The sequence below is a fragment of the Brevibacillus migulae genome, from assembly GCF_004521915.1.
In the GTDB taxonomy this organism is placed as follows: domain Bacteria; phylum Bacillota; class Bacilli; order Brevibacillales; family Brevibacillaceae; genus Brevibacillus_F; species Brevibacillus_F migulae.
In genome coordinates this window covers 1-26,012 of record NZ_SDKD01000020.1, presented here as the reverse complement: position 1 = coordinate 26,012, position 26,012 = coordinate 1, and the positions used below count along the sequence as shown (strand labels likewise).

The window sequence follows — 26,012 nt, the reverse complement described above, 5'->3', positions numbered from 1 at the left end:
AGTATGGGAAAAAGAATGGAAGGGGAGGGAATCGTATGAGTGCAGATCAAGCTGCCCATCGTTCGGAAAGAGCAACCGTGCCTAAAGCGGCGACCATCGCCTTATATGCGCTCACGCTGGGGGCATTTGCCATCGGGATGACCGAATTTATTATCATGGGACTGCTTCCGGAAGTGGCCGAGAATCTCCAGGTCTCCATTCCGCTAGCGGGCCTGCTCATTACCGGATATGCACTGGGCGTGGCGGTCAGTGCTCCTTTCATCACGATTGCCACCCACAAGATGCCACGCAAGGCGCTGCTGCTCCTGCTGATGCTTATATTCATCGCAGGAAATGCGCTTGCCGCTCTCGCCCCGAACTACGGGGTGTTGATGGCGGCGCGCATTTTGGCTGCATTAACGCACGGGTCCTTTTTTGGAGTAGGGTCTGTCATCGCGGCGCAGCTGGTTCCGAAAGAAAAACGGGCGGGGGCCATCGCGATCATGTTTACGGGCTTGACGCTGGCAAACATTCTGGGAGTACCGATTGGAACGTTTTTGGGGCAAGCATACGGCTGGCGCTCTACCTTCTGGGCGATCACGGTGATCGGTCTGATCGCGTTCCTTGGTATCGTCATGCTCGTCCCGAAAGTGACAGCTGCGCCGTCCAGCCTCCGCCAAGAGCTTGGCGTGCTGCGGCGTTCTTCCGTCCAGATTGCGCTGTTGATGACCGTATTCGGCTTTGGAGGAGTTTTCACCGCATTCACCTATATTGCCCCGATCTTGGTCGAAATCACAGGCTTTGCCCCGAGTTCGGTATCTTACATCCTTGTGTTGTTTGGCATAGGGATCACGGTCGGAAATATTTATGGCGGGAAATTGGCTGACCGCAAATTGCTGCCTTCGCTTATCGGCATGATGGTCTTGCTGGCTGCTGTTCTCGCTTTATTCAGTCTGACGGATCAGCATAAGCTCCTCACATTACTCACCGTTTTCCTTTTAGGGATCGCCGCATTTGGTACCGTTCCGGGGTTGCAGCTCCATATGCTGAATACGGCCAAGGAAGCGCCTACTCTGGCTTCTACGCTTAACATTGCAGCCTTTAACCTGGGGAATGCGATGGGTGCTTATATAGGAGGCGTAGTGATCGATTTGGAGATTGGCGGGGGGCTGCATGCTGTGCCGTGGGTGGCTTCACTGGTGACCATCGTGGGAATCCTGTTTACTTTATGGGGGGCAAGGCAGCATAAAACAGAAGCTCGTCTGTGACGTTCGTGATCTGTTTGCTGAAAAGACCGGCTTTTCTCCTTTATAATGGATGGGACAATCACGGGATGAAAGGAAAAACGAATGGTTGACTTTGAATGGTACCGAAGTTTTATCTATATTTATAAATACAGCTCCGTATCAGAAGCAGCCAAGACCAGAATGATGACCCAGCCTGCCATGAGCCAGCATCTGGCGTCTTTGGAGGCAGAGGTGGGAGAACCATTATTTATTCGAACACCGAGAAAAATGGTTCCCACCGAAAGAGGAAAAGAGCTGTATACGCAGTTGGCTCCTCTGATTGAATCATTGGAAGAGACGACAAGAAACTTCAAGACGACTTCATCATCGACGGTGCCGGTAGTGAGAATCGGTGCAGCGCATGAATTTTTCCGGGAGAATATTGCCCCCAAGCTGGGGAGTTATCCGATGCGGGTCATTGCTTCCTACGGCATTGCCTCAAGCATTCTGGATTTGTTGATGGAAGATAAGCTCGACATCATCGTGACCTCGCAAAAGCTGGCGGCACCCGGGGTGGAATATATGCACTATGTGGAAGAAGAGTTTGTCGTGGTCGCCCCAGTGGATTTTTCCGAACCGGACTTTACGAAGCAGGAAGATCTTGAAGCTTGGCTTTGCAAACAACCGTGGATCAGCTATGGCCTTGAATTGCCGATCATTCGCAGGTTTTGGCGCCAGCACTTTCAAAAACGACCGCGTATACAACTCACGCATGTTCTGCCGGATCTCCACAGTATTTTGGCTGCTGTTGAACATGGAGGGGGGATTAGTTTATTGCCGGCGTACATGCTGGCAGATCCCCTTCAGCGAAACAAAGTGAAAATCATTTGTGAACCATATAAAGTAAAGAATGATTTATATCTCGCTTATCCGGTAAAAAATCGTAACTTGCCCAACTTGCAAGCCGTGATAAAGCTGCTTATGCAGATATAAAAAGTATGCAAAGCTCAGAAACAACCATCGTCTACTTTAAGGGTGACGGTGGTTGTTTTTTTCATATAACACAGGCAACGAGGAAAAGCGCATTTTCTGGTGGAGCGCCTGCGGAGTCCCGCCAAGCGAAGAGTCGAACACGTGGATCCGAAGGGCAAACTTGAGTCATCGTCGAATCATCCCTGCTTTTTGTCCTTCCCACGTGTTCGATTCGGAGCGGACAGTAAATACATCCTTGCGGGCGGAGAATGAAGCGGAGCCAGAAAATGCACTTCTCCCCAACCACTACAGCTACGAAAATAATTTTTCCGAAAATCACCAACAAACCGATGGACAAAATTATAAAAACTACTATATAATAATTATTATAAAAAAGAGCCTAAAACAAATTTCTGTGCAACACCAGGGAGGAGGGCAACGATGAAGTTCTATGATTATCATCATCTCAACCATATGAAGGAACAGGTTAAATCGAAAAAGACACTGTGGATCACACTGCTACTCACATTGTTTTTTACCATCGTCGAAATCGTTGGCGGACTGATGTCCAACTCACTCGCCTTGCTGTCTGATTCCGCTCATATGATTTCCGATGTCATCGCGTTGTGCTTGAGTATGGCGGCCATTTACATGGCGACGAGAAATCCCAACCGAAAATATACCTTTGGCTACCTGCGCTTTGAAATCATCGCCTCATTTTTAAACGGTTTGGCACTTGCCATCATTGCCATTGGAATCTTTGTCGAAGGGATTCAGCGGATGCTGCATCCACAGACGGTCGACCTGCAGCTGATGCTGACCATCGCCTCGATCGGACTGGTGATCAATATCATTTTGACGGCCGTGCTCAGCAGCAGCATGAAGGAAGAGGACAATCTGAATGTGAAGAGTGCGCTCTGGCATTTTATCGGGGATTTGCTCAGCTCGATTGGGGTCATCCTCTCAGGTGTCATTATCTATTTCACCGGATTTGTCATCTTCGACCCGATTATCAGCATGGTGATCGGAGCGATCATTTTTACAGGCGGTGCGAAAATTACACGGGAATCCTATTTGATCCTCATGGAGTCGGTACCTGAGAAATTTGATCTGGATGAAATCCGTGCTTCCATCGGCCAAGTGGAAGGTGTAGAGGATGTCCACGAGCTGCATCTCTGGGGCATCTCTACCGACCACTACTCCCTATCCGCTCACGTATTCATCCGCGGCGATATTCAACCATTCTGTGTGATCCTGGCGATTAATGAAGTCCTGAAGGAAAAATACGGGATCGAGCATTCGACCATTCAAATCGAAAATCCGGTCATCCATAATCATGGAGAGTACGGGAAACGGTTTGTGGCGGAAATGGCCGCTAAATGATATCGAAAAAGGAAAAAGCAAGATCGTATCGCTTGCGCGATGCGGATCTTGCTTTTTTNCGCTTGCGCGATGCGGATCTTGCTTTTTTTGGTCGATAAGAATTTATAAAATTCTCATCGACATAAGAGCAACTAAAGCTCCGCCAAGGACTTGGCGGAGCTTAGTTTTTTCTAAATGGATAAGAATAAGCACCGCCAAAGGTTTGGCGGTGCCAGGTTATTTGTTTGAGGTACCGATATGCTGGTCATTTATGGCTGTCTTCTTGCTCATGTGGGTGATCATGATGATGATGCTCGTGGTCATGGTCATGGTCATGATGCTCATGGCTATGTTCATGATGATCACGCGCATCCACATGGTTTGGCCCGGACTGGCACATCATTTCGGCATGAAACAGAGCGGAATTTTCAATTTGGATCGTGGAGTGCGTAATCCCGAATCGTTTTTTCAGCATTTCCAAGGCCTCACGCAGCACCTGATAACTGGAAACGTCGTCATCCACATGCAGATGGCAGGTAAGGGAGTCAAATCCGGATGTAACGGTCCAGACATGCAAGTCATGAACACTTTGCACGCCCGCAATTTCGCCCAGCGCACTGCTTACCTGTGTCGTGTCGATCGAGGAAGGCGTTCCTTCCATCAGGATATTCACCGAATCCTTGGTCACGCGCCAAGCGCTGGTAATAATCAGGATGGCAACGACGATACTGATGATCGGGTCGGCGATGTACCAGCCGAATTTCCACATGAGGAAGCCGGCCACGATAGCGCCGACAGAGCCAAGCATGTCGCCCAATACATGGAGAAAGGCGCTGCGCATGTTCAAATTGTTTTTAATGTCTCCGCGCATTAACACATAGGCGGCAGCAATATTGGCAAGCAGACCGACGAAGGCGATGCCCATCATTGACAGACTGGATACTTCGGGAGGGGCAAGCAGTCGCTCATATGCCTCCCAGAAGATGTATAAGGAAATCAAAACGAGTGTGACGCCATTAAATAATGCAGCCAGGATCTCAAAGCGATAAAAGCCATATGTCTTTTGCGGCGAAGGTGGTCTAGAAGCGAAGATCATGGCGATCAGACTGAGCAGAAGGGCGGAAGCGTCGCTCAGCATATGGCCGGCATCGGATAAAAGCGCAAGGCTATTTGTCAGAAAACCGCCGATCACCTCGACGATCAAAAATGCGGTAATGATGATGAGAGAGAAGAGCAACGCTTGTTTGTTTGCTCCTTTCCCGTGATGATGACCATGGCTGTGATCATGTCCGTGTCCATGACCGTGGTGATGATGAAGACCCATGGAAAAACGCCTCCCCGGAGTGTTCTCTAACGTATTATGTACTTTTTCAGTATAGTGTGCCAGCAACAAACATTCAAGTAAATGTTTGAATGTTTCTGCAAGACACCTGTCCCTCTTTTTTTGCTATAATGAAACAGAATTTGAGTTCGGAAGGTGGATATCACTTGGGTATTGTCGATTTAACCAGTTTAACATGGGAGCAGTTCTGGATTGGTGTGGCCTACATCATGATCAGCGGCACACTATTTAGCTTGGGGATTCTTCGGCTGGTGCAGCAGCGGGTGCGTGCGGGGCTTATCATGCTGGGCTCGGCTGTCGTAAGCGCGGTATTGATTTTTTCCGTTATTTATCACTTCTTCTTACCGTAAAAAGAGACAAGAGCTCAATGCTCCTGTCTCTTTTTTATTGAAAAATCCTCATCGGTTATAAGAGCTACTAAGCTCCGCCAAAGAATTGGTGGAGCTTACTTATTCAAGCGATTCAGCTAGCACGCTTCCTTTTGTTTCGACAGGAAGCGAAGATACATGGTGCGAAAGGCATCCGGCCGAAACAGATGAGCCGCATGACCAGCGAACGGGATTTCCCGATAGATGACATGCGGAATGAGCGTGGGCAGATCATACAGACAGGATTTATACAGATGGTCAAAGCCGCCCATCACCCACATCACGGGAAGGGTCAATTGTTTCAATCGCGCCTTAAGATCGAACTGAATGCGGTGGCGGAGAGATTCCACGATCACGGAGGGATGCATGGTTAACCCGAGACGGTAATAGACCTTTTTGGAAATGAAATAAAACGGATCAATGCCTTGGCTCCACAGGGGGAAAATCTTGCTCGTATAGTCATTCAGCCAATGGGAGTAGGGCTCATCACGACGGTTCCAGAACTCTTCAAAGACGGAAAATAAGGCGGAGGGATTGTTGTAGTGTCCGCCAATGCAGCACAGGCTGGTTACTTTTTGGGGAAAGAGGGTGGCGAAAATCGCGCCGATATAGCAGCCGTAGCTCAAAGTGCACAGATGCGCTTTCTCCACTTGGTGCAGGCGGTAAACGTCCTCCAGCTGCTGGACCAGATCGCCAAGCCGAAACGGTGCCTCTGTGCCTTTGTCGTTCCCATGGCCCAATAGATTGTAGGATATGACCCGATAATGGGGGGATAGGGCGATTTTCTCTTTTTTAAAAGCCCGATCATTTCCGACCAATCCATGGATAAAAATGATGGTTTCCTTCTCTCCAATCCGTTTGTTTGCCAAGCGAGACGTTCGCTCCTTTCCGTGTTCCGATGTCTCCTTTTGTACGAAACGAGGGGCAGGATGGTTTCACATTTTTCCGCATGTATTGTCAAGGCGTCCAAGATCCACTAGGGTAAAAGAGAGAAGAAGACGGAAAGAAGGGCAACCATGAAACGATATTTAGTCATCAGTGATATCCACGGGGAATTGGCTAAGCTGGAGACGCTCCTGCAGCTGGCTGCGTACCATCCGGAGGAGGATCAATTGATTTTGCTGGGAGATTATGTCGATCGGGGGCCGGATGCCAAGGGCGTATTGGACAAAGTGATGCAGCTGAAAGAGCAGGGCGCCATCGTGCTGAAAGGAAATCATGAGGACATGATGGTAAAAGCGATGAATGGCGACCGGCATGTCTGGAACCGCTGGACGAAGGTGAACGGCGGTGAACAGACGCTGAACAGCTATGGTGTCACGCTGCCGCTTGAGCCAGCTGAGGGAGAAGAAGAAACGATGCTCTCCCGCGGCGTATGTGCGGCACTGGACGAGCATGTCAATTTCATCGCGGAGTTGGATGTCTATCATGAAACCGAAGAATACATCTTCGTCCACGGCGGCGTTCATCCGAGCACGCCGCTTGCGGAAACGGACCCGTATCTGCTGCTCTGGATTCGCGACGAATTCCATAAAGGGTATGCGGGAGAAAAGCCGGTCATTTTTGGCCACACCTCTACCGATACGTTTCATGGAACCGGAAAATATGAGGTGTATTTTGGCTCCAATCAAATCATCGGCATCGATGGCGGTGCTGTCTATGGCGGCCGATTGAATTGTCTGGAACTGCCGAGCCGAAAGGTATTTCATGTCGAATAGCATCGATTGCTGATAGCAACGCGGCTTCGCCTCAAAGGGCAGGGAAGCCGCGTTCTTTCTATATGGTATTCATGTGCGCTTTGTTTTTTTGGCCAAGACAAGTACAGGCAAGAGGAGCAATGCCGTATAGGCAGCCAGCACAAATAAGACAAACACAAAGGAATGCGTATAATTACGTGCATTGGCCTGATGGATCCCATCATCAAACAAGCGTTTTGCTTCCACCGAAACGGCATCGAAGCGGCATTCGGATGGTACGGTGGCGAGATTGCCGGATCGCGCCATGATCGGATAACAGCCCTGCAATGTCTGCAATACGCGCTGTTTCTGTTCCTCGGAAAGCTGATAAGCTGCAGGGTTTTCTCCCAGCTGCTGTACAGCTGCAAGACTGGACTTTTCGGCATAATGACCGAGCGAGCCAAGCCATACCATGCCGATGATACTGATCCCGATCGCGAAGGATACCTGCATGCCCGTGGTCAAGATGCCAGAAGCCGAGCCGATATCGCTGCTGGGTATTTTGGAAAGGATGATGTTCGTTAAGGGAGCAGCGAGAAACCCTTGACCGGTGCCCAATACTGCCAGAGCAGGCAGCCAAATGAGGATGTCAGGGGAAGCGCCGGTCCCTTGTACGGAAAAGGCGAGCAGCAAATAGCCGCCTGTCGTCAACACGGAGCCGATGGTCAACACATGTGTCCCCCATTTTCCTGCAACCCTGGCGGAAAAAAGGGAAGCGAGAAAATAGCCGACGCCCATCGGCAAGATGACGAGGCCGGCTTGTAAAGCCGAAAAACCTAGTCCAATCTGCAGCAGGTAAGCGGCAACGAGGAAAAAAGCTGCCTGTGAGGACATCAGCAAAAAGACGACGAGCATGCCGAGGCTGAACACCGGTTGGCCAAACAGCGCCACATTCATCAGCGGTACCCGTTGGCGAAGGGATACCCGTTTTTCAAGCCAGATAAACAGCGCCAATACGGGGAAGGACAAGAGCAGGCAAATCGTGAGCATGAGCGGCCAGCCTTCCTTTTGACCTTGAACGAGCGGATACACGAGCATGAGCAGCCCGGCCGTAATCAGAACGGCACCGAGCCAATCAAGACTGATGCTTCCAGGTGATTTGGACTCAGGGATGAAAGGAGTCATGAGGAGGATCAAGATGCCGATCGGGACACAGAAGAAAAACACCCATTTCCAATCAAGTCCCCATAGATTGATTTGCAGCAGCCATCCGCCAATGATCTGTCCGGTCGAGGCGGCGAGACCTTGGGAAGCTCCATACAAGCCGAAAATCATCCCGCGTTTCTCCGGGGGATAGGTAGCCTGAATGAGCGATAGCACTTGAGGTGAAAACAGCGCGGCTCCAAGTCCTTGCAGTATACGTGCGATCGTCAGCATTTCCACGCTGGTGGACAATCCGCAAAGCAAGGAAGCGAGCGTAAAGCCTGCTACGCCGATTTGCAGCATCTTTTTGCGGCCAAATCTGTCGCCGAGCCGGCCGCCGATGATGAGCGTGACGGCATAAGCCAGCGTATAGCCGGTAATGACAAACTGGACATCGGAAAAGCTTGCATGCAACCCTAGCTGGATCGAGGGAGTCGCTACATTGACAATGAAGATGTTGGCAACCGCCATAAAGACAGACAAAAGCATGACCGCCAGCAATAGTCGCTGCCCGGATTGGGCCTTCGGAGCCGATTCCAAGCTGAGAGAAATTGATTTTGACGTTTGGGACATGGGACTGTCCTCCTTTTCGGGCATGTGAAGCAATTGACAAGCAAATCTGTTTTTTACTAAAATGAGGTAGACAGATCTGTCTCTTCCGAAATGATACAGACAGATCTGTCTCAAGTCAACACCCAAATACCCGCTAATTGGAAAAAGGTGAACACGATGGAAAAAAAGGAAACGGCAAAAGAGCGGATCCTCCGGGTAGCATCCGAGTTATTTTACCGGGAAGGCATTCGAGCGGTCGGAATCGATCGGATCATCGAAGAATCCGGAGTCGCAAAGGCGAGCTTTTACCGCAACTTCGCTACCAAGGATGATCTGATCGTAGCCTATCTGGAAAATAAGTCGCGTGAGAGCTTGGGGAGGGTCGACGAGGCCGAGCAGCGCTACCCGGATTCTCCGAAGATGGTGTTGAGCACGCTGCTCGACAATTTGATCGATCGTTTAAACGCCCCTGAGAATCGCGGTTGTGCCTTCATGAATACAGTGGTCGAGTTTCCGGATGCCAATCATCCCGGTCATCAGACAGCGGTCGAGCATCGCCACGAGCTGTGGAGACGAGTCGAAGAGATTGCTCGCAGGGGAGGCGCACAGCATCCTGAGGAATTGGCGAGCCAGCTGCGCATGTTATGCTCCGGCGCCATCATGGTCTCCTATACGGACAAGGCCGCTTTTCATGCTGAATATTTGCGTAATGCGATCCGGCTATTGATTGAGAAGCACGCTGTCCGCTAACTTCATGCTGCATGGAAAAACCACCAGGTTCCTTTCTGGTGGTTTTCGGCGTGTCCGATTGATCGCCCATTCTTGCGCCCATCCATCCAAGCCGCAGGGTGAAATATTTTGAACCGAGGCTGCATAGATTGATGGAAAAGCTTTAGTTGCCGGGTAACCCAGGGGAACGTGGCAATTGCCGCGTAAAGGAGAAAAATCCAAAGCGTTAAACGATCGATTAAATTAACAAAATTATTTGACTATTACAACGGGCGGATGTATGATTTTGGTAACTTTGTTAGTAATTTTAACTAACTGGGGGTGAAGCCGACCCGTGGGTGGTCCGAAAAAGCCGGTCAGCAATAAGCTTGTGAAACGCTTAAACAAACAAGAAATCTTGCAGCAAGTCATCCATCACGGGCAAATCTCCCGAGCGGATATAGCCAAGCGAGCCCAATTGAGCCGACCGTGCGTCTCCATGCTTGTCGATGAGATGATTCGTGACGGTTTGCTGCGGGAAGTCGGAGTGGGCGATTCCTCTGGCGGGCGAAAACCGATATTGCTTGCCTACAACTATCAGGCTTATGTAATCGCCGGAGCTGTGTTTGAAGGCAGCAAGCTGGAGATGGCGATCGCCGACCTGCAGGGAGAATTTCTGGCCCGCTGCCAAGCGCCCGTGATCCTGCCTGCCCGAGAGGAAGATGTGATCCGGGAGCTGGAGGCAGGGCTTAGCAAGCTTTTGCAAAAAAGCGGTCTTTCCCGCGACAGGCTCCTCGGGATTGGCATGGGCCTGCCTGGAGTCACCCAGCAGCACAGTGGCACGGTCAGCTTCTCGCCGACTACCGGATGGATGTCGCTGCCGATCCAGCAGCATCTGGAGGAGCGGCTTGGCATACCAGTCATGATCGACAATGACGTTAACATGATGACGTTGGGAGAGTGCGCCCGGGGGGCAGGTGCCGGCTGCGCGAATGTGGTCTACATGTATGTCGGTATGGGGATTGGTGCCGGCTTGATCATGGATGGCCAATTTTTTCGCGGCAGCCGTGAAGCGGCAGGAGAGATTGGCTACATGATGATTGGACCCAGCGATAGCCGGCAGGGGAGCGAATTCGGTGTATTCGAAAAGCATTACTCCGTCCCCGGCATCCTGCAAAAAGCAAAAGGCATGCGTATTGATTTGCATGCTGGCTCGAGTGTCGTCGAACAGCTGATCCAGCAAAAAGAGCAGGGTAATCCTGACGCGGCGGCGCTTTTGGAAGACACGCTGCGGCACTGGAGCTATTGTATGGCCAATATCATCAGCATGCTGAATCCGGAGCTGTTCATCCTCAGCGGAGAGATGGCCCGGATCGATCCGACAGGGTTGAGGCAAATGCACGAATGGCTGTCCGAGTGGGTTCCCGTGATGCCGCGACTGGTCAAAGCGAGTCTCGGCGAGGACGCGGGCCTGATCGGAGCGGTTCACAGTGTATTGGGAGCATTCCCGTTTGGAGAATTGATCGAAAAATAGAACAGTTAAGGGGGAACATGAAAGTGATGATGTTCATACGTCCATTGCGCACCTGGATGAAAGGTCTTTTCGTCAGCTCGCTTGCGATATCCTTGACGGCCTGTGGAGGAGGGGGACAACAACCTGCAGCCGCGCCGCCCGCATCCGGCAGCACCGAGCAGCCTGCGGCCCAACCGGCACCCTCTGCCGAACCGCAAAAACTGGTCATTTATACCGCCCGCGATAAGAACATTTTTGAAATCGTCCTTCCAAAATTCAAGGAAAAGCATCCGGAGGTTGAGGTGGAAACGCTGGAAATGGGCGCTCAGCAGATCCTGGAGCGCGTCCGTGCTGAAAAAGCAAATCCACAGGCCGATTTCTGGTGGGGCGGTACCTCTTCCGCATTGACTACAGCCGCCAATGAAGGTCTGCTGGAAAGCTACAAACCTACCTTTGCCGATAAAATCCCCGATCTCTACAAAGATCCGCAAGACCGCTGGTACGGCGAAATGCTTCTCCCCGAAGTCATCATGTACAACTCGCAAGCGATGAAAAAGGAAGATGCTCCCAAAGACTGGGATGAGCTGCTCGACCCCAAATACAAAGACAAGATCGTGATCCGCAATGTCCTGCCATCTGGTACGATGCGCACGATTTACTCCGCTATGATCTACCGCCAAGGCGCAGACACCCCCGAAAAAGGCTACGAATGGCTGAAAAAGCTCGATGCCAACACGAAGGAATATACCCAAGACCCGACCAACCTTTATCTCAAACTGGATCGTCAGGAAGGCCTCATCTCGCTTTGGAACCTGCAGGATATCCTGATCCAGAGCAAAAAGAACAACCATCCGTACGACTTTGTCTATCCTGCCAGCGGTGCGCCGATCCTCGTCGATGGTGTCGCACTCGTAAAAGGGGCAAAGAATCTGGATGCGGCGAAAAAGTTTTACGAGTTCCTGTTCAGCCCGGAGATCGCCGCCCAATTGGCGAAGGAACGATTCCAATTCCCTGCACGTACGGACATCAGCAAAGACGAGCTGCCTGATTTCATGAAAGAGCTGGAGCTGAAGCCTATGGACATCGATTGGAATGTCATGACGGAGAAAGAAAAGGAATGGATGCAGTACTGGGATGAAAACATCAAGGGAAAAGGCGGCAAGTAATTCGCTCATCCCCATCCTGCAAAATAACCGGAGCAGATCAACCGTAAAACGGCAGTACGGGCAGCGGTCATTCCTCGGGGAGGCCGCTGTCCCGAGGTTGATCAGCTTCATCGCATACGAAAGAGGGGAGGAATCCGGATGAGCAGCGTCACATTGGACCATGTCACCAAGCGCTTCGGCACGGCAAAAGGTGTCGAAGACGTACATATACAGATCCGTTCTGGGGAATTTTTTACGTTCCTCGGGCCCAGCGGATGCGGCAAAACGACTACGCTGCGCATGATCGCTGGCTTTTATTTTCCAACCGAGGGACGCATTCGTTTTGGCGAAAACGATGTGACCACTCTCCCGCCCAACATGCGCAATACCGGGATGGTGTTTCAAAACTACGCCTTGTTCCCCCATATGACCGTCTTTGAAAATATCGCCTTTGGCCTGCAGGTGCGCAAGCTGTCCAAGAGCGAGATCAAGGAGCGGGTCGAGCGGATCCAGCGGCTTGTCCATCTGGAAGGGTATGGAGAGCGCCGGATCGATCAGCTCTCTGGCGGACAGCAGCAGCGGGTGGCGTTGGCACGCGCGTTGGTCATTGAACCGCAGATACTCTTGCTGGACGAACCGCTTTCCAATCTGGATGCGAAGCTGCGGGAGGAGACCCGCTTTGAAATCAAGCGGCTGCAAGTCGAGCTGGGCATCACGACGATCTATGTCACCCATGATCAGGCAGAGGCGATGGCCATGTCCGACCGCGTGATGGTGATGCAGGGTGGCCAGGTGCAGCAGATCGGCACGCCGTCGGAAATCTATCATCAGCCGGTCAACCGCTTCGTCGCCTCGTTTATTGGAGAGACCAATCTGCTGGAGGGCACCGTCACACGGATAGAGGGCGGTGAGGTGGACGTGCGGCTCAGCCCGGATGTTGTCGTGACCGGACTGGCCAAAAATGCGTCGCCTGCCTGCCAGCCCAGGGTGGGAGAAAAGCTGACCTTGTCCGTTCGTCCCGAGCTGGTGAAAGAATGGGAGGGCGAAGAAACGGAAAATCTGCTGCGCGGCCGGATCCTGCTGTCCGAATTTACCGGCGCATGCGTCAACTATATTACCCAGGCCGGCCCTATCCAGCTGCGCAGCATGCTGATCAATCTGGGCAGGTCGGTGAAACAGCGCGGGGATGAGATCACTCTATTACTGCCCAAAGAGAGCATCTATCTGATCGGATGAGGAGGGGACATGATGAAAGCAGAACTGCATAAACAAAGCCCAGCTCCGGCAAGGCGGCGTCTGGCGCTGATGTCATCTCCCTCCTTCATCTACGTGCTGGTCTCTCCCCTGTACGTGATCCTGCTGGCTTACGTGATATATCCGTTATATGAAACGTTTCTGGCGAGCATGAAAATCGAGGAGAAGTTTTCCTTTGCCAACTATGCGCGCTTTTTCAGCCTGGAGCATACCGCCAATCTGGAGGCACTGTGGACCAGCTTGTACATCTCGGTTCTCAGTGTGATTACCTGTGGCATCGTCGGCGTGACGATGGCGTTTCTACTGGAACGTTATGAATTTCCGGGGCGCCGCATCCTGTCTGTCCTCGCTTTGGTGCCGATGGCTTTGCCGCCGCTGATCGGGGTTTTGTCGTTTACCTTCTTGTACGGAGAGAGCGGCATCATTCCGCGGGCATTGAAGGAATTGTTCCAGCTGGAGCAGGTGCCTTTTTCGCTGAAGGGTGTCGGCGGGGTGCTCGTCGTCCACACGTTTACCATGTACACGTATTTTTACATGACGGCATCCGCCGCGATCAAGGGCTTGGATCCTTCCTTGGAAGAAGCAGCCGCAAGTCTCGGAGCAAGCCGATTCACGATCTGGCGGCGTGTCATCCTGCCGATGCTGACGCCGGCGATGGTCGCATCGTCGCTATTGGTGTTTATGATCGCGATGGCTTCCTATACGGCGCCGCTGATTTTCGGCATCGACCGGACGATGACCATGCAAATCTATCTCTCCCGGACGAACGGCGATCTGGATATGGCAGCGACGCAATCTACGATCCTATCGGTGGTGTCGATTTTGTTTCTGCTGCTCATGCGCTGGTATCAGGGGGCGAGAAACTATCAAAATCTGAGCAAAGGTATCAGTGTCCACCGTACAGAGATTACGAGCAAGCTGGGCAAATATGTGTCGATGGTATTGTCCTTTATCGGTACGATCGTCCTGATGCTGCCGATTCTCGTGCTCGTGCTGATCTCCTTTTCGGTCAACAGCACATGGACGATACAAGTATTGCCGCCAGAGTACACGGTGCAGCACTATATCGACCTGTTCACGGACAGCAAGACGTGGCGGCCGATCGCCAACAGCTTGCAGCTCAGCGCGATCGCCACCATCGGGATTATCATCTTCGGCGTGGCGGCGGCCTACGTGATGGTTCGTCTCCCGATTCGCGGCAAGACTTTGCTGGATGTGCTGATCATGCTGCCATGGGCGCTGCCCGGCACAGTCGTCGCGATCAATCTCATCGCGGCATTCAGCCAGCCAAATGTGTTCAGCTTCGGTCAGGTGCTCATCGGTTCCTTTTGGATCATTCCGCTCGCGTATTTTGTCCGCCACCTGCCGCTCGTGTTTCGTTCCACCTCCGCTACGCTGATGCAAATGGATGGCTCGGTGGAGGAGGCGGCACGCAATCTTGGGGCAAGCTGGTGGTACAGCTTCCGACGCGTGGTGTTCCCGATGGCCTTTGGCGGGGTGCTGGCCGGGGCGCTGCTGGCCTTTGTCCAATGCATCGGCGAGTTCGTCGCCTCCATCCTGATCTTCACTCCGAGCACCACACCGCTATCCGTTGCGATCTTCCAGCGGATGTACAATTTTGAGTTTGGCACGGCGTGCGCCTATGGCGTCCTGCAAATCATCGTGATCATCATCGTCCTCTTTCTTTCGCAAAAGCTGGCTGGAGACAAAGCCAACACCGCCGTGTAACGATTTTCCTGTTAACGGTCACCATGATCTCCACTACATAGAGAAAGGCAAGATTGATGAAGAGGAGGAGTGTTCATTGAGTAAGGTCAACCGTCTCAAGAAGCTGTTCTCCATGGCGGCCGCCACCGCTTTGGCCAGCACCTTGGCCATTCCCGTCATGCCACAGACTGCTCATGCGGATCGCGGGGTTGTCGATCTATGGAAAGCGATCAAGCCGCTGACCACGATCGCCAGTGCGATGAATACGGGCGCCCATCCGGATGATGAGCACAGCGCCATGCTGGCTTATCTGTCACTGGGCAAGGGGGTCAACACATCCAGTGTCATCGCCAATCGGGGTGAAGGCGGGCAAAACGAGATCGGCAGCGAGCTGGGCAACGCGCTTGGCATCATCCGTACACGCGAGCTGCAGGAAGCTTCAAAGGTAACGAATGTCACGCTTGGCATTTTAAGCGAGGAGATCAATGACGCGATTTTTGACTTCGGGTTTTCCAAAAGCCCGGATGAGACGTTGAGCAAATGGGGCGAGCAGGTCGTCTACGAGCGCCTGATCCGAAAAATTCGCGAGCTGCGTCCCGATGTAGTCATCCCAGCCTTTCTCAATGAGCCTTCCACGCACGGACACCACCGGGCGATCAACGTGATTACGGTCAAAGCCTTTACGGACGCAGCGAATCCCGCTGTTTTTCCGGAGCATTTGAAGCAGGGACTGCAGCCATGGCAGGTGAAAAAGCTGTACGTGCCGGCGAATAAGGACGACTACGATGTAGCCATTCCTGTTGGCGAGTATGACGAGCTGTACGGCGCCTCTTATCTGCAGCTTGGTGAAGAATCGCGCTTCATGCATAAAAGCCAGGGGATGGGCCGCCATTATGATGAAGGCCCCAGCTTCAACTACTACAAGCTGGAGAAGACGACGGTGCTGCAGGCGCCGCAGGAAAAGGACTTCTTCACCGGCATCGCCTATACGTATGAGGATCTGGCGAAGGAGGTCGCCGCGAATAACGGGGGAGCCGAAGTAGCCGCGAAACTGCGCGTCCTCCAAAAGGATGCCGACGAAGTGATCGCCGCGTATCCGCAGTTCGCCAAGGTAGCCAAAGAAGTCCACGAGATGAAGGCCGATGTGGATCAGACCGTCAAGCTGGTGAATGCCTCGAGACTGCCGCAAGCAACCAAGGTCGACGTGCTGCATCGCCTCAAGGTGAAAGAGCAGCAGCTGAACAAGGCAAGCGCGGAGGCGCTCTCACTCGTAGTCAAGGTTCGGCCGGAGACTGGGGAATTGGTGGCAGGCCAGACCAGCAAAATCAAGGTAACCGCTTATAACGGCGGCCAAGTGAAGATCAATGGAGGCAGCTTCCGGCTGAATGCACCCGCAGGTTGGAAGGTAAAGCCTGTCGGTGTCACCGCTTTTGCGAATTGGGATTATAACGAAACGGTGACGGCAACCTTTGAGGTGACCGTTCCTGCCAATGCCCCCTATTTCCATCCGTATCATGCGCCCATCATCACCGCTGATCTGATGTATCAGCCGGCGCAAGCGAAGACGATGGTTACTCATCGTGCGGTGTCGGCAGACCCGATCGCGGTATTGCCGCCGTATTCGCTGGCGGTCAGTCCGGAAGCAGCGGTGCTGAATACATTAAAGGCGGAGGAACCGATTCCGGTGAAAGTGACCGTACGGAATTATACGCCAGGAGAGGCAAGTGCCAACATCTCCCTGCAGGTACCGCAGGGCTGGAAGGTAGAGCCTGCATCCCAACCGCTCACCTTTGCAGCAAAAGGAGAAACCAAATCGGTGGCCTTCACTGTGCAACCCACAGCTGCTGTACAAAAAGGGAAGCACACCATTACGGCAGTGGCAAATGGCGGAACACTGCAAAGTCAGCACGGCGCCCAGATTATCCATTATCCGCATATCGGCAAGACCTATTTGATCCAGCCTGCCCAAGTGACAATCCAGGCATTTGATCTGGAGGTCCCCGAGGGCCTGAAGGTTGGCTATGTGTCCAGCGGCTTCGATAATATCGATCAGTATCTGCAGCAGGTAGGGGTCGATGTCACGAAGCTCTCTGCCAAGGACATTGAATCGGGAGACCTGAGCCAGTATGACACGATCGTGCTGGGCATCCGCGCTTATGGCTTCCGTCCGGAGCTGATTCCAAGCAATGCCCGGCTGTTGAAATATGTGGAAAATGGCGGCAACCTGGTCGTCCAATACCACAAGCCGGAGGACAAATGGTCGCCGGGGCTGGCTCCGTATCCGATCACAATCGGCACGCCGCTGATTCAATGGCGGGTAACGGATGAAAATTCGAAGGTCACGATGCTGGCTCCTGACCATCCCTTGTTTAACCAGCCGAATAAAATAACAGAGGAAGACTGGAACAACTGGATTCAGGATCGCTCGGCGTACAACCCTGCGCAGTGGGGCGGTGAATACACCGAGCTGATTTCCAACGGCGATCCCGGCGAGAAAGAATTTACCGGCACCTATCTGACCGCGAAGTACGGAAAAGGCACCTATACGTACAGTTCGCTCGTCTGGTATCGGGAAATTCCGGCGCTGGTGCCGGGAGCAATCCGGATGTTTGTCAATATGGTCAGCTTGCATCAGTAAACTTGCACGCAAAGCAGGGAGGCTCCCTTTTCGGATGGGGAGCCCTCTGCCTATCCGGGAGAGGAGAGGGAGAAAGATGGACTACCGTGAGCTCATTTTTCAGCGAGAGGGGCGTACTTTTCCAGGAAAGACCTATACGGAGACCGTACTGGAACCCGCTTATAACGAAGCAAAGCAGCATCTGCTGCAGCCGATGATGGCGATCAACAAGGCACATCTGATCATGCTGCGTGAGAGAGAGCTGCTTTCGGAGCAGGAAGCAGGGACCATCGCAAAGGCGATTTGCGGCTTGGATCTGGAGGCGCTGCGCCAGTCCACCTACACGGGACAGTTTGAGGACCTGTTTTTTCAGGTGGAAAGTGAGCTGCTCGAGAAAGCGGGAGAGGTAGCAGGCAACCTGCATCTTGCTCGCAGCCGCAATGATATGGGGGTCACCATGTATCGGATGGTGCTGCGGGAAAAGCTGCTGACGGCGATCCAGTCCGGTCTTCATTTGCAGGAGCATTTACTCCAGTTTGCCAAAGAGCATGCGGAGACCGTGATGATCGGCTATACGCATACCCAGCAGGCACAGCCGACCACGCTGGCTCATTATATCCTGGCGGTCGTGGACAGCATCAGCCGTGATCTGGAACGGCTCACCCATGCGTATCAGACGTGCAATCACAGCAGCATGGGCGCTGCAGCGTTGACCACATCCGGCTTTCCGATCAGCAGGGAGCGGATGCAGCAGCTGCTGGCCTTTGAAGGGCTGGTCGAAAACTCCTACGATGCGATTGGCGGAGCGGATTACTTGGGCGAAGCGGCGACGGCTACACAGCTTGCGGCGATTACGCTGGGCAGGGTCGTACAAGATTTTTTGCTATGGTGCACCCAGGAATTTGCCGTGCTGAAAGTAGCCAGCCCGTATGTGCAGATCAGCTCCATCATGCCGCAAAAACGCAATCCGGTGTCGTTCGAGCATATGCGTTCGCTGCTTTCCAGCGCGGTTGGCAATGCTTCCGCTGTCCTGACGATGATGCACAACACCCCGTTTGGTGATATCGTGGATACGGAAGACGATATGCAGCCGTATGTGTGGCGGGGACTGTCCGTACTCGAGCAGGTGTATCGCTTGCTAGCTTGCGTAGTGGGAACGATGGAGGTAAACAAGGAGGGACTGCTGGCCAGGGCGAAAGGCAGCTATGCGACGGTTACCGAACTCGCCGATATGCTGGTCCGAACAAATCGGCTCTCGTTTCGTACCTCCCATCGGATCGTCAGCCAAGTGGTCAAACAGGCGCTTGCTGCCGGTCTGCGGGCAGATGAGATCACCCTGTCACTCATAAACGAATCAGCAGTAAACGTGCTTGGCCATCCTCTCCAGCTCACGGAGGAGCAGGTGAAGCAATCGCTGGACCCCACCCATTTTGTCCAGATTCGCAGCTTGCCGGGAGGACCTGGCCCGGATGAAGTCCGCCGGATGATCCAGGTGCGCGAACAAAAGCTGGTGGACAAAGAGCGCTGGCGAAAACAAGCGGTACAGACATGGCAGGATGCGCAGCAGCAGATGGACCAGATCGTAGCGGAATGGAGTGGATATGCATGAGGGAAAGGAAGCTGCCGCTATTGGCGGTAGACGGCGGGGGAACGAAGTGCTTGGCGGTTTTTGCCGATCGCGAGGAGCACATCCTGGGACAAGGGCGTTCCGGCTCCTGCAATTATCAAGGGATTGGCATCGAGGCCGCTTCACGTGAAATCACCGCAGCCATTCGTGCAGCCATGGAGGAAGTCCGGCAATCAGAACCGCAAATCGCAGGAGATGGCCCCTGGAAAGTGGAATGCGCTGTTTTCGGCTTGGCGGGTCTGGACACGGAGCATGACAGGACCATTCTTGACGCGATGATTCATAACATTCTGGCCGAGCTGGATATCCAGGTCGATCAGCTGCTGGTGGAAAACGACGGGTTTGCCGCATTGCTGGGGGCGACCGGTGGAGAAGCGGGCATCCTGGTCGTGGCGGGAACCGGCTCCATCGCTTTTGGCATCAATGAAGCGGGGATGACCGCGCGTGCCGGCGGCTGGGGACACAGGGTCGGTGATGAGGGAAGCGGTTATTGGATCGGCAAGCAGGCGATCACGGCGATTCTCAAAAGCGCGGATGGACGGGAGCAAGCAACCGCGCTGACGAATGAGATTCACAGCTATCTCGGTTTGGCGAATACGGATGCGCTGGTCAATTGGACGTATGGACCGGACTATTCGATCGAAAAGGTTGCGGAGCTGTCGCAGCTGGTCAGCCAAGCGGCCGAGCAAGGGGACAAGGTAGCTGCGGGCATATTGCGCATGGCGGCAGAGGAGCTGGTGCAGACGGCAAAAGCGGTGATCGATCGGTTATCGCTGGGGCCGCAGCGGTTTGCCATGGTGCTGCAGGGCGGCGTCTTGCAAAACGCGCGTATGGTCAGAGCGTACGTAGAACAGCAAGTGAAGCTGTATGCGCCAAACGTGCAAATCGATACCGCCAGGAGAGACCCGATCTACGGTGTGATCGCGCAGGGGATGTTCCTTTTGCGCCATCAAAAGCAGGACAGCGAAAAAGAGGTGTAGCAAGATGAAGAGGCTCTTATTTCTCTTTCCCCATCCCGATGATGAGTCCTTTGCCTGCGGAGGAACGTTGGCCAAATATCATGCGGCAGGCTATGAAACGTATCTGGTCAGCGCGACTTCGGGCTGCAAAGGAAGGCCAGGGCCGTTTTCCCTCACTTGCCGAGAAGAGGTGGCACGCCACCGGGAACGGGAGCTGCAAGCGGCTGCTGCGATATTAGGCATCACTCGGCTGATTTTTTACCGCATTCCCGATGGGTCCCTGGCCGCGCAGGATACCGGGGAGCTGGTGAATCGTATAATGGAAACCATGAGGGAGCTTCAGCCCCATGTCGTCGTCACGTTTCCGCCGGATGGCGTGACCGGACACCCGGATCATATCGCGCTTTCCCAGGCGACCTACCAAGCCGTGCAGCAATTCGAGCAGGAGAGTGCCCGTGATGGGGCGTGTAAGCTGGACCTGTACTATGTCTCGATCCCGCATTACTATGATCACTGCCCGGACAAAGGGCCGAATCCAGCCGTCCCGATTACCGGAAAAGTAGATATCAGCGCATATCGCCAGAAAAAGGGGGAAGCGCTGCAGGCCCATCGCAGCCAGGTCTACTCGGTCAATCGCGCCTATCCTGGCGTGATGGACGGGGATTTTGGCGTGATTGGAAGCTATGAATACTATACGTTGGTCAGGTCGAATGGCCGGGAGATAGCGATTGCGTCTGGTGGAAACGGCAAAGGGATTCCGTTGATCGAGTTATAGAGTAGGGTCGATTGCTGAGGCAGTCGGCCTTTTTTCGTCGATAATTCCAATCATCCGTTCAAATTTCCTCGTAGTCTGATATTTACATACATACTGTATGTATGTTACGTTATGGCTATTACATGCGAAGGAGAATGTGGATATGAAAATTTCCAGTTTTTATCCGGTTATTTTATCCAGACAGGTAGCGGCAAGCGCAGCGTTTTATCAAAATTTGTTTGGATTTGAGACGGTATTCGAGTCTGACTGGTATGTAAGCCTTCGATCGCCACAGCATGCTGAACGGGCATTTGAGCTGGCTATTTTGGAATTTGGGCATCCTACCATACCTGAAGGCTATCGTCATTCGGTAACCGGATTAATTCTCAATTTTGAAGTGGATGATGTAGATGCCGAGTACGAAAGACTGATAAAGTTGGAGAAGCTTCCCCTTCACCTCGACATCCGAGATGAAGAGTTCGGACAAAGGCATTTCATTACGAGCGATCCAAATGGCGTATTGATCGATGTGATCAAGATCATCCCTCCTTCCGAAGCTTATAGCAAACAGTACAATGAGCAGTTGTGGGATGATGAGAAGGCAGGCAGTAAGGAATAAGTTATATCGGGACCGAACTGGCCGAGCGGCTCGCTGGACGAATCCAGGAAAGCGATCCAGCTCTTGAAGCTTGTCGAGAAAGACCGGAAAACAGGAGAATGAAACGAATATGAAAAGAAGCAAGGAAGAAGCATACGAAACGATTGTCAAGCTGTTGGAGGTGGCCAGACAGCATTTTGCTGAGCATGGGTACGCGGACTCCTCTATGGAGGAAATGGTAGCTGAGGCTAGGCTTACGCGAGGTGCTCTCTACCATCATTTTGGCAGCAAAAAAGGTTTGTTTCATGCTGTGTTGGAGTCGGTTCAGGCCGAGATCGGCGAGCGGGTTGAAGCCGAGGCCAGCCAAAGCAACGATCCATGGGAGCAACTGCTTCTGGGATGCCGCGCTTTTGTCGCAGCAGCTGTCGAGCAGCGAAATAGACGAATTTTGCTCATAGATGGCCCTTCAGTTTTGGGGTGGGAAGCCTGGCGCAGGATGGATCAGGAGAACTCGATGAGACACTTGCGTGAACAACTGCTGCTGATGCAGCAACAAGGATATCTTAAGCCGGTACCTCTTGATGCTATGACTCATTTTCTTTCGGGAGCACTGAATGAATCCGCATTGTGGATCGCACAAAGTCCAGATGACGATCAATCGTTGGAAGAAACGATGTCCGTGATCTCTCATTTTCTGAAAGGCTTCAACAACGATTGAATCAAGAACCATTGTGTAGACAACGGTCTCCCGCCGGAATTTTGGAGTAGCCAAGCGGTTTTCATTGACTTTCCCGCACGATTATGACTATAAGTTATTAGGCAAAAATTCGGTCATAGGCGAAAGTGAGGACGGAAAATGAGAGTAGTGTTTGGCAACCCCAATTTTCGCAAGCTGTTCTTTTCCAATTTGTTTAACGGATTTGGCCAAGGGATGACGATGATCGGGATCGCCTGGTATCTGGTCGAAACGACGGGGACAGGCAAATTGCTGGGCTCGACGATGCTGTTTTCCTCAATCTTGGCGTTTCTCATCGGGCCGTATGTCGGTACCGTGATCGATTGTTTTTCCCGCAAGAAGATCATGCAGACCGAACAGCTGGGTGGCTTTGCGGTTTTGGCGGTCATGGCGGCATGGGGATTCTGGGGTGATTATCAGATCTGGATGCTAATCCTCATTTACCTGGTGACCAATTTCATGTATCAAATCCGTTATCCGACCCAGTCTGCGCTGGTACAGGAAACTTTTGAAAAAAAGCACTATAACGATATCAATTCCTTGCTGGAGATTGAGAACCAGACTGCCGCGGTGCTGTCAGGAGGCCTTGCCGGGTTGCTTTTGGGCCAGTTTGGTCTTCAGCCGGTCCTCATGCTGAACGCATTGACCTATCTCATCGCCTTTCTGTTGATGGCACCTATGGATTATGTGTTTACGGCGGAAAAGCAAGCCAAGCAGCAGGTGCGGACATCCTGGTGGGAGCAGTTTTCCCAAAGCTGGAGGTTCATCCGGGAAAAAAGGGGCTTTATGGTCTTTGGGGTTTCCTCGTTGATGCCGTTTATTTCGATCATGATGATCAATTTGCTCAATCCGGTCTTTGTGAACGAAGCGTTGGGAGGAGATGTCAGCATCTTCTCGCTTGGAGAAGTAACGTACTCCATAGGCGCAGCGGGAGCGGGTCTGCTGGTGGCAGGGGTGATTCGCAAATTTGGCGGGTTCCCTTCGATGGTCAGCAATATCCTTTTGATGGCTGTCGCCTATGTGCTCATCGTCGCGCTCCCGAACAGCTGGGTGTTCGTGATTATGTCCGCCTTTTTGGGCTGGTGCAATGCGTCCACCCGTCTGATCAGGCAGGGTCTCTACATGGAGCTGCTGCCCAATCATTTTATGGGGCGGGTGATGAGCTTCCTGCATTCGCTTGGCACATTGATGAGGCTGACCTTGCTCGCCTTGTTTACGTTCATGATTGATTTGACCGGAGCTTCAGCAGGATACCTCGTATTGGCTGTTCTTTTGTTGTTCGCGATGTTGGGGATTATCGTCTCCATGCGCTTGCTGATGGGCCAGATTGAACCGGTGCGAGAGGAATAGTCATTTGTGTGCAATTCAATTTGACAATCGCAAATGCAGGAGGCTATCATTTCGTGTAAATAGCACCGGTAAACGGAGTGAATAGCCATGAATACGGACGAATCCGTAAAGCTGGAGAATCAGCTCTGCTTTACGTTTTACGCTGCATCTCGCGAAATATCCCGCATGTATCGCCCCTATTTGGAGACGATGGGGATCACCTATCCGCAATATTTGGTCTTGCTTGTTCTCTGGGAGAAGGCGGCATGCACGGTAAAAGAGCTTGGGGAGCATTTGTTTCTGGATTCAGGGACGTTGACCCCTCTGCTGAAAAGAATGGAAGAAGCCGGGCTGGTTACCCGTCAGCGCTCAAAAGAGGATGAGCGGGTGGTCGTCATCGGTTTAACCGAAAAAGGACATTCTCTCCGGGAGCAGGCTTGCAAGCTTCCGGAAACCTTGCTGCGCGGCAGCGGGCTTGGGACTGAGGAGTATCTGGATTTTCTCCGTCGTGCCAAGCAGCTCCTCGGGCATATTCATCAGCTTAATGAAAATGGAGCCAGATAAAGCAAAGCACCCCTCCACGATGGTATCGGAGAACGTTGGTAACCGATGCATACGGTAGGGGTGCTTTTATCGCTGCTGGTCTCAACAGCCGATTGGTGTAATCGGAAATTATATTGGTTGGCAAGTGCGGGAGGGCGGTCTGGGGATCCTGGTTGCAAGTACCGCAATTGGTAAGAAATCGCCATGTATGGATCGTGCTAGAATAAGGGAGTTCAAATCGTTACAGAGAGATCGGAAGCAAAGGGAGGAGAGAAAAAAGTGGAGAACCAAACAGGAACATTTGGGAGCAAAAGCAATTTTGTCGTGATCATGGTCATGATCCTGGGTGTATTTGTTGCGATTTTGAATGAAACGCTGCTGAATGTGGCTTTGTCCAAAATCATGCATGACATCGGCATTGAGCCGAGCACCGCGCAGTGGCTGACAACCGGATATCTGCTCGTGATCGGTGTGCTGATACCGGTCACGGCCTACCTCCTCCAACGGTTTACGACCAGAAGCATGTTCCTGGGGGCCATGGCTTTGTTTACGGCTGGCACTTTCGTGGCGGCGATTGCACCGGGATTTGCGCTGCTGTTGATCGGGAGGGTGCTGCAAGCAGCGGGGACGGGACTGCTTTTTCCGCTGCTGACCAATGTGGTTTTTGCACTGGTCCCGCTGGAAAAAAGAGGCTCAGCCATGGGGACGATCGGCATCGTGATTACATTTGCTCCTGCGATCGGTCCCACTCTTTCGGGAATCATCGTGGAGCATTTCAGCTGGCGTCTGCTCTTTTACGGTGTACTTCCGATCGCCTTGTTCGTCATGGGCTTTGCCTTCGCAAAGCTGAAAAATGTGACGGAAACAAGCAAGCCGCAGATTGACTTGTTATCATTGCTTCTGTCCACGGTTGGATTCGGCGGGATCGTCTACGGCTTCAGCAGCGCTGGTGAAGGGCATGGGGAATGGGGGAGCAATAAGGTCTTGGTCCCCATCGTGGTCGGAATCATTTCGCTGGGGCTGTTTACGTGGAGACAACTGATTATCCCGCAGCCGTTGCTCAATCTGCGCGCATTTGGGTATGGCATTTTTCGGACATCGACACTGATCATGATGATTGTCATGATGGCCATGTTCTCGGCAATGATGCTGCTGCCTATTTTTCTGCAAAGCGCGTTGGGGTACAGCCCGCTGCAGGCAGGTCTGATCATGCTGCCAGGAGGCGTGGTCATGGGGATCATGTCGCCGATTACCGGCCGTCTCTTTGATAAATTTGGGGCCAAGTGGCTGGCGGTGGTCGGATTGGCGCTGATTGGCAATACGCTTTGGCAATTTGCCTTTATTACGCCGGAAACCACCTACAGCAAAATCATGATCTTAAACACGCTCTTGATGCTGGGCATTTCCATGCTCATGATGCCGGTCATGACCAATGCGCTGAATGAGCTGCCGCCTCCGCTCTATCCGCACGGAACCGCGATTATCGGTACGCTCCAGCAGGTGTCCGGAGCTGTCGGGACGGCCCTGCTGGTGACGGTGATGACGACAAGCTCGGAGCAATTTTTGGAGCATCCGACGAGTACACAAGGAGACGCGGCACAGCAAATTCTGGCGATCACGGCTGGGATGAAAAGTGCGTTCTTGCTGGCATTTGCACTTGTCGCGATCGCGTGGGCAGTCTCATTTTTCCTGAAACGGGCAGCTCCTCCGAGAAGCGAGCTCGAAGGGGAGCGGGCATCTGTCCATTGAGAGCATCGGTGAGGCTTGAGCTTGTGCCAATAAAATAAAAAAGCTGCCTGGAATGAACTGCACCCCAATTGTTAGACACACCTAACAAGAGGA

General features: G+C 52.7%; 22 protein-coding genes. 19 read left to right on the top strand and 3 right to left on the bottom strand.

Features of this window, described 5'->3' with window-relative positions; all coding sequences use genetic code 11:
• Positions 1–35 precede the first annotated feature (35 nt).
• The 3 genes from EIZ37_RS19920 (at position 36) to EIZ37_RS19910 (ending at position 3,560) form a co-directional block, all read left to right on the top strand.
• Entirely contained in the window at positions 36–1,247 is a 1,212-nt protein-coding gene (locus EIZ37_RS19920) for an MFS transporter (RefSeq protein ID WP_134686522.1), read from the top strand.
• Between the two features lie 81 nt (positions 1,248–1,328).
• Positions 1,329–2,198, top strand: a complete 870-nt coding sequence (locus tag EIZ37_RS19915) for a LysR family transcriptional regulator (protein WP_134686521.1) — start codon at positions 1,329–1,331, stop codon at positions 2,196–2,198.
• Between the two features lie 420 nt (positions 2,199–2,618).
• The gene (locus tag EIZ37_RS19910; RefSeq protein ID WP_134686520.1) at positions 2,619–3,560 is read left to right on the top strand and encodes a cation diffusion facilitator family transporter; all 942 of its coding nucleotides are present in this window, start codon (positions 2,619–2,621) and stop codon (positions 3,558–3,560) included.
• A 244-nt stretch (positions 3,561–3,804) separates the two neighbouring features.
• Here the strand turns inward: EIZ37_RS19910 and EIZ37_RS19905 are convergent, their stop codons facing one another.
• Complete coding sequence (locus EIZ37_RS19905) at positions 3,805–4,863, bottom strand: cation diffusion facilitator family transporter (protein ID WP_134686519.1); 1,059 nt, start codon at positions 4,861–4,863, stop codon at positions 3,805–3,807.
• 164 nt (positions 4,864–5,027) lie between these two features.
• Between EIZ37_RS19905 and EIZ37_RS19900 the strand changes: the two genes are divergently transcribed.
• Entirely contained in the window at positions 5,028–5,231 is a 204-nt protein-coding gene (locus EIZ37_RS19900) for a hypothetical protein (protein ID WP_134686518.1), read from the top strand.
• 116 nt (positions 5,232–5,347) lie between these two features.
• Here EIZ37_RS19900 and EIZ37_RS19895 read toward each other — a convergent pair whose 3' ends face one another.
• Entirely contained in the window at positions 5,348–6,118 is a 771-nt protein-coding gene (locus tag EIZ37_RS19895; RefSeq protein ID WP_134686517.1) for an alpha/beta fold hydrolase, read from the bottom strand.
• Between the two features lie 147 nt (positions 6,119–6,265).
• Here EIZ37_RS19895 and EIZ37_RS19890 point away from each other — a divergent pair, with 147 nt between their 5' ends.
• A complete protein-coding gene (locus tag EIZ37_RS19890) occupies positions 6,266–6,967 on the top strand; it encodes a metallophosphoesterase family protein (RefSeq protein WP_134686516.1) in 702 nt (233 codons plus the stop codon).
• Between the two features lie 69 nt (positions 6,968–7,036).
• Here EIZ37_RS19890 and EIZ37_RS19885 read toward each other — a convergent pair whose 3' ends face one another.
• Positions 7,037–8,701, bottom strand: a complete 1,665-nt coding sequence (locus EIZ37_RS19885; protein ID WP_167569036.1) for an MFS transporter — start codon at positions 8,699–8,701, stop codon at positions 7,037–7,039.
• A gap of 156 nt (positions 8,702–8,857) precedes the next feature.
• On the opposite strand from EIZ37_RS19885, the gene EIZ37_RS19880 reads away from it, so the two are divergent.
• From EIZ37_RS19880 to EIZ37_RS19815, 14 genes are all read left to right on the top strand, one after another.
• Positions 8,858–9,430 carry a TetR/AcrR family transcriptional regulator gene (locus EIZ37_RS19880; protein WP_134686514.1) on the top strand — a complete coding sequence of 191 codons (573 nt, stop codon included), beginning with the start codon at positions 8,858–8,860 and terminating at the stop codon, positions 9,428–9,430.
• A gap of 313 nt (positions 9,431–9,743) precedes the next feature.
• The gene (locus EIZ37_RS19875; RefSeq protein ID WP_134686513.1) at positions 9,744–10,922 is read left to right on the top strand and encodes an ROK family transcriptional regulator; all 1,179 of its coding nucleotides are present in this window, start codon (positions 9,744–9,746) and stop codon (positions 10,920–10,922) included.
• 26 nt (positions 10,923–10,948) lie between these two features.
• Positions 10,949–12,067, top strand: a complete 1,119-nt coding sequence (locus EIZ37_RS19870; RefSeq protein ID WP_134686578.1) for an extracellular solute-binding protein — start codon at positions 10,949–10,951, stop codon at positions 12,065–12,067.
• Positions 12,068–12,205: 138 nt separating this feature from the next.
• Positions 12,206–13,282, top strand: a complete 1,077-nt coding sequence (locus EIZ37_RS19865; protein ID WP_134686512.1) for an ABC transporter ATP-binding protein — start codon at positions 12,206–12,208, stop codon at positions 13,280–13,282.
• A gap of 12 nt (positions 13,283–13,294) precedes the next feature.
• Positions 13,295–15,028: an ABC transporter permease gene (locus tag EIZ37_RS19860; protein WP_134686577.1), complete on the top strand. Its 1,734-nt coding sequence runs from the start codon at positions 13,295–13,297 to the stop codon at positions 15,026–15,028.
• A 112-nt stretch (positions 15,029–15,140) separates the two neighbouring features.
• Positions 15,141–17,645: an NEW3 domain-containing protein gene (locus EIZ37_RS19855; RefSeq protein WP_134686576.1), complete on the top strand. Its 2,505-nt coding sequence runs from the start codon at positions 15,141–15,143 to the stop codon at positions 17,643–17,645.
• A 76-nt stretch (positions 17,646–17,721) separates the two neighbouring features.
• A complete protein-coding gene (argH, locus tag EIZ37_RS19850; RefSeq protein ID WP_134686511.1) occupies positions 17,722–19,233 on the top strand; it encodes an argininosuccinate lyase in 1,512 nt (503 codons plus the stop codon).
• On the top strand, positions 19,230–20,231 hold the full coding sequence (locus tag EIZ37_RS19845; RefSeq protein ID WP_134686510.1) for an N-acetylglucosamine kinase: 1,002 nt from the start codon (positions 19,230–19,232) through the stop codon (positions 20,229–20,231). The genes argH and EIZ37_RS19845 overlap by 4 nt, the downstream gene beginning before the upstream one ends.
• Before the next feature lie 4 nt (positions 20,232–20,235).
• The gene (locus EIZ37_RS19840; protein WP_134686509.1) at positions 20,236–20,985 is read left to right on the top strand and encodes a PIG-L deacetylase family protein; all 750 of its coding nucleotides are present in this window, start codon (positions 20,236–20,238) and stop codon (positions 20,983–20,985) included.
• A gap of 142 nt (positions 20,986–21,127) precedes the next feature.
• Positions 21,128–21,583, top strand: coding sequence for a VOC family protein (locus EIZ37_RS19835; RefSeq protein WP_134686508.1), 456 nt, complete (start codon positions 21,128–21,130; stop codon positions 21,581–21,583).
• A gap of 109 nt (positions 21,584–21,692) precedes the next feature.
• The gene (locus tag EIZ37_RS19830; RefSeq protein WP_134686507.1) at positions 21,693–22,280 is read left to right on the top strand and encodes a TetR/AcrR family transcriptional regulator; all 588 of its coding nucleotides are present in this window, start codon (positions 21,693–21,695) and stop codon (positions 22,278–22,280) included.
• A gap of 138 nt (positions 22,281–22,418) precedes the next feature.
• On the top strand, positions 22,419–23,648 hold the full coding sequence (locus EIZ37_RS19825) for an MFS transporter (protein ID WP_134686506.1): 1,230 nt from the start codon (positions 22,419–22,421) through the stop codon (positions 23,646–23,648).
• Between the two features lie 87 nt (positions 23,649–23,735).
• Positions 23,736–24,191, top strand: coding sequence for a MarR family winged helix-turn-helix transcriptional regulator (locus tag EIZ37_RS19820; protein WP_134686505.1), 456 nt, complete (start codon positions 23,736–23,738; stop codon positions 24,189–24,191).
• Between the two features lie 309 nt (positions 24,192–24,500).
• A complete protein-coding gene (locus EIZ37_RS19815) occupies positions 24,501–25,919 on the top strand; it encodes an MDR family MFS transporter (protein WP_134686575.1) in 1,419 nt (472 codons plus the stop codon).
• Positions 25,920–26,012: the final 93 nt, after the last annotated feature.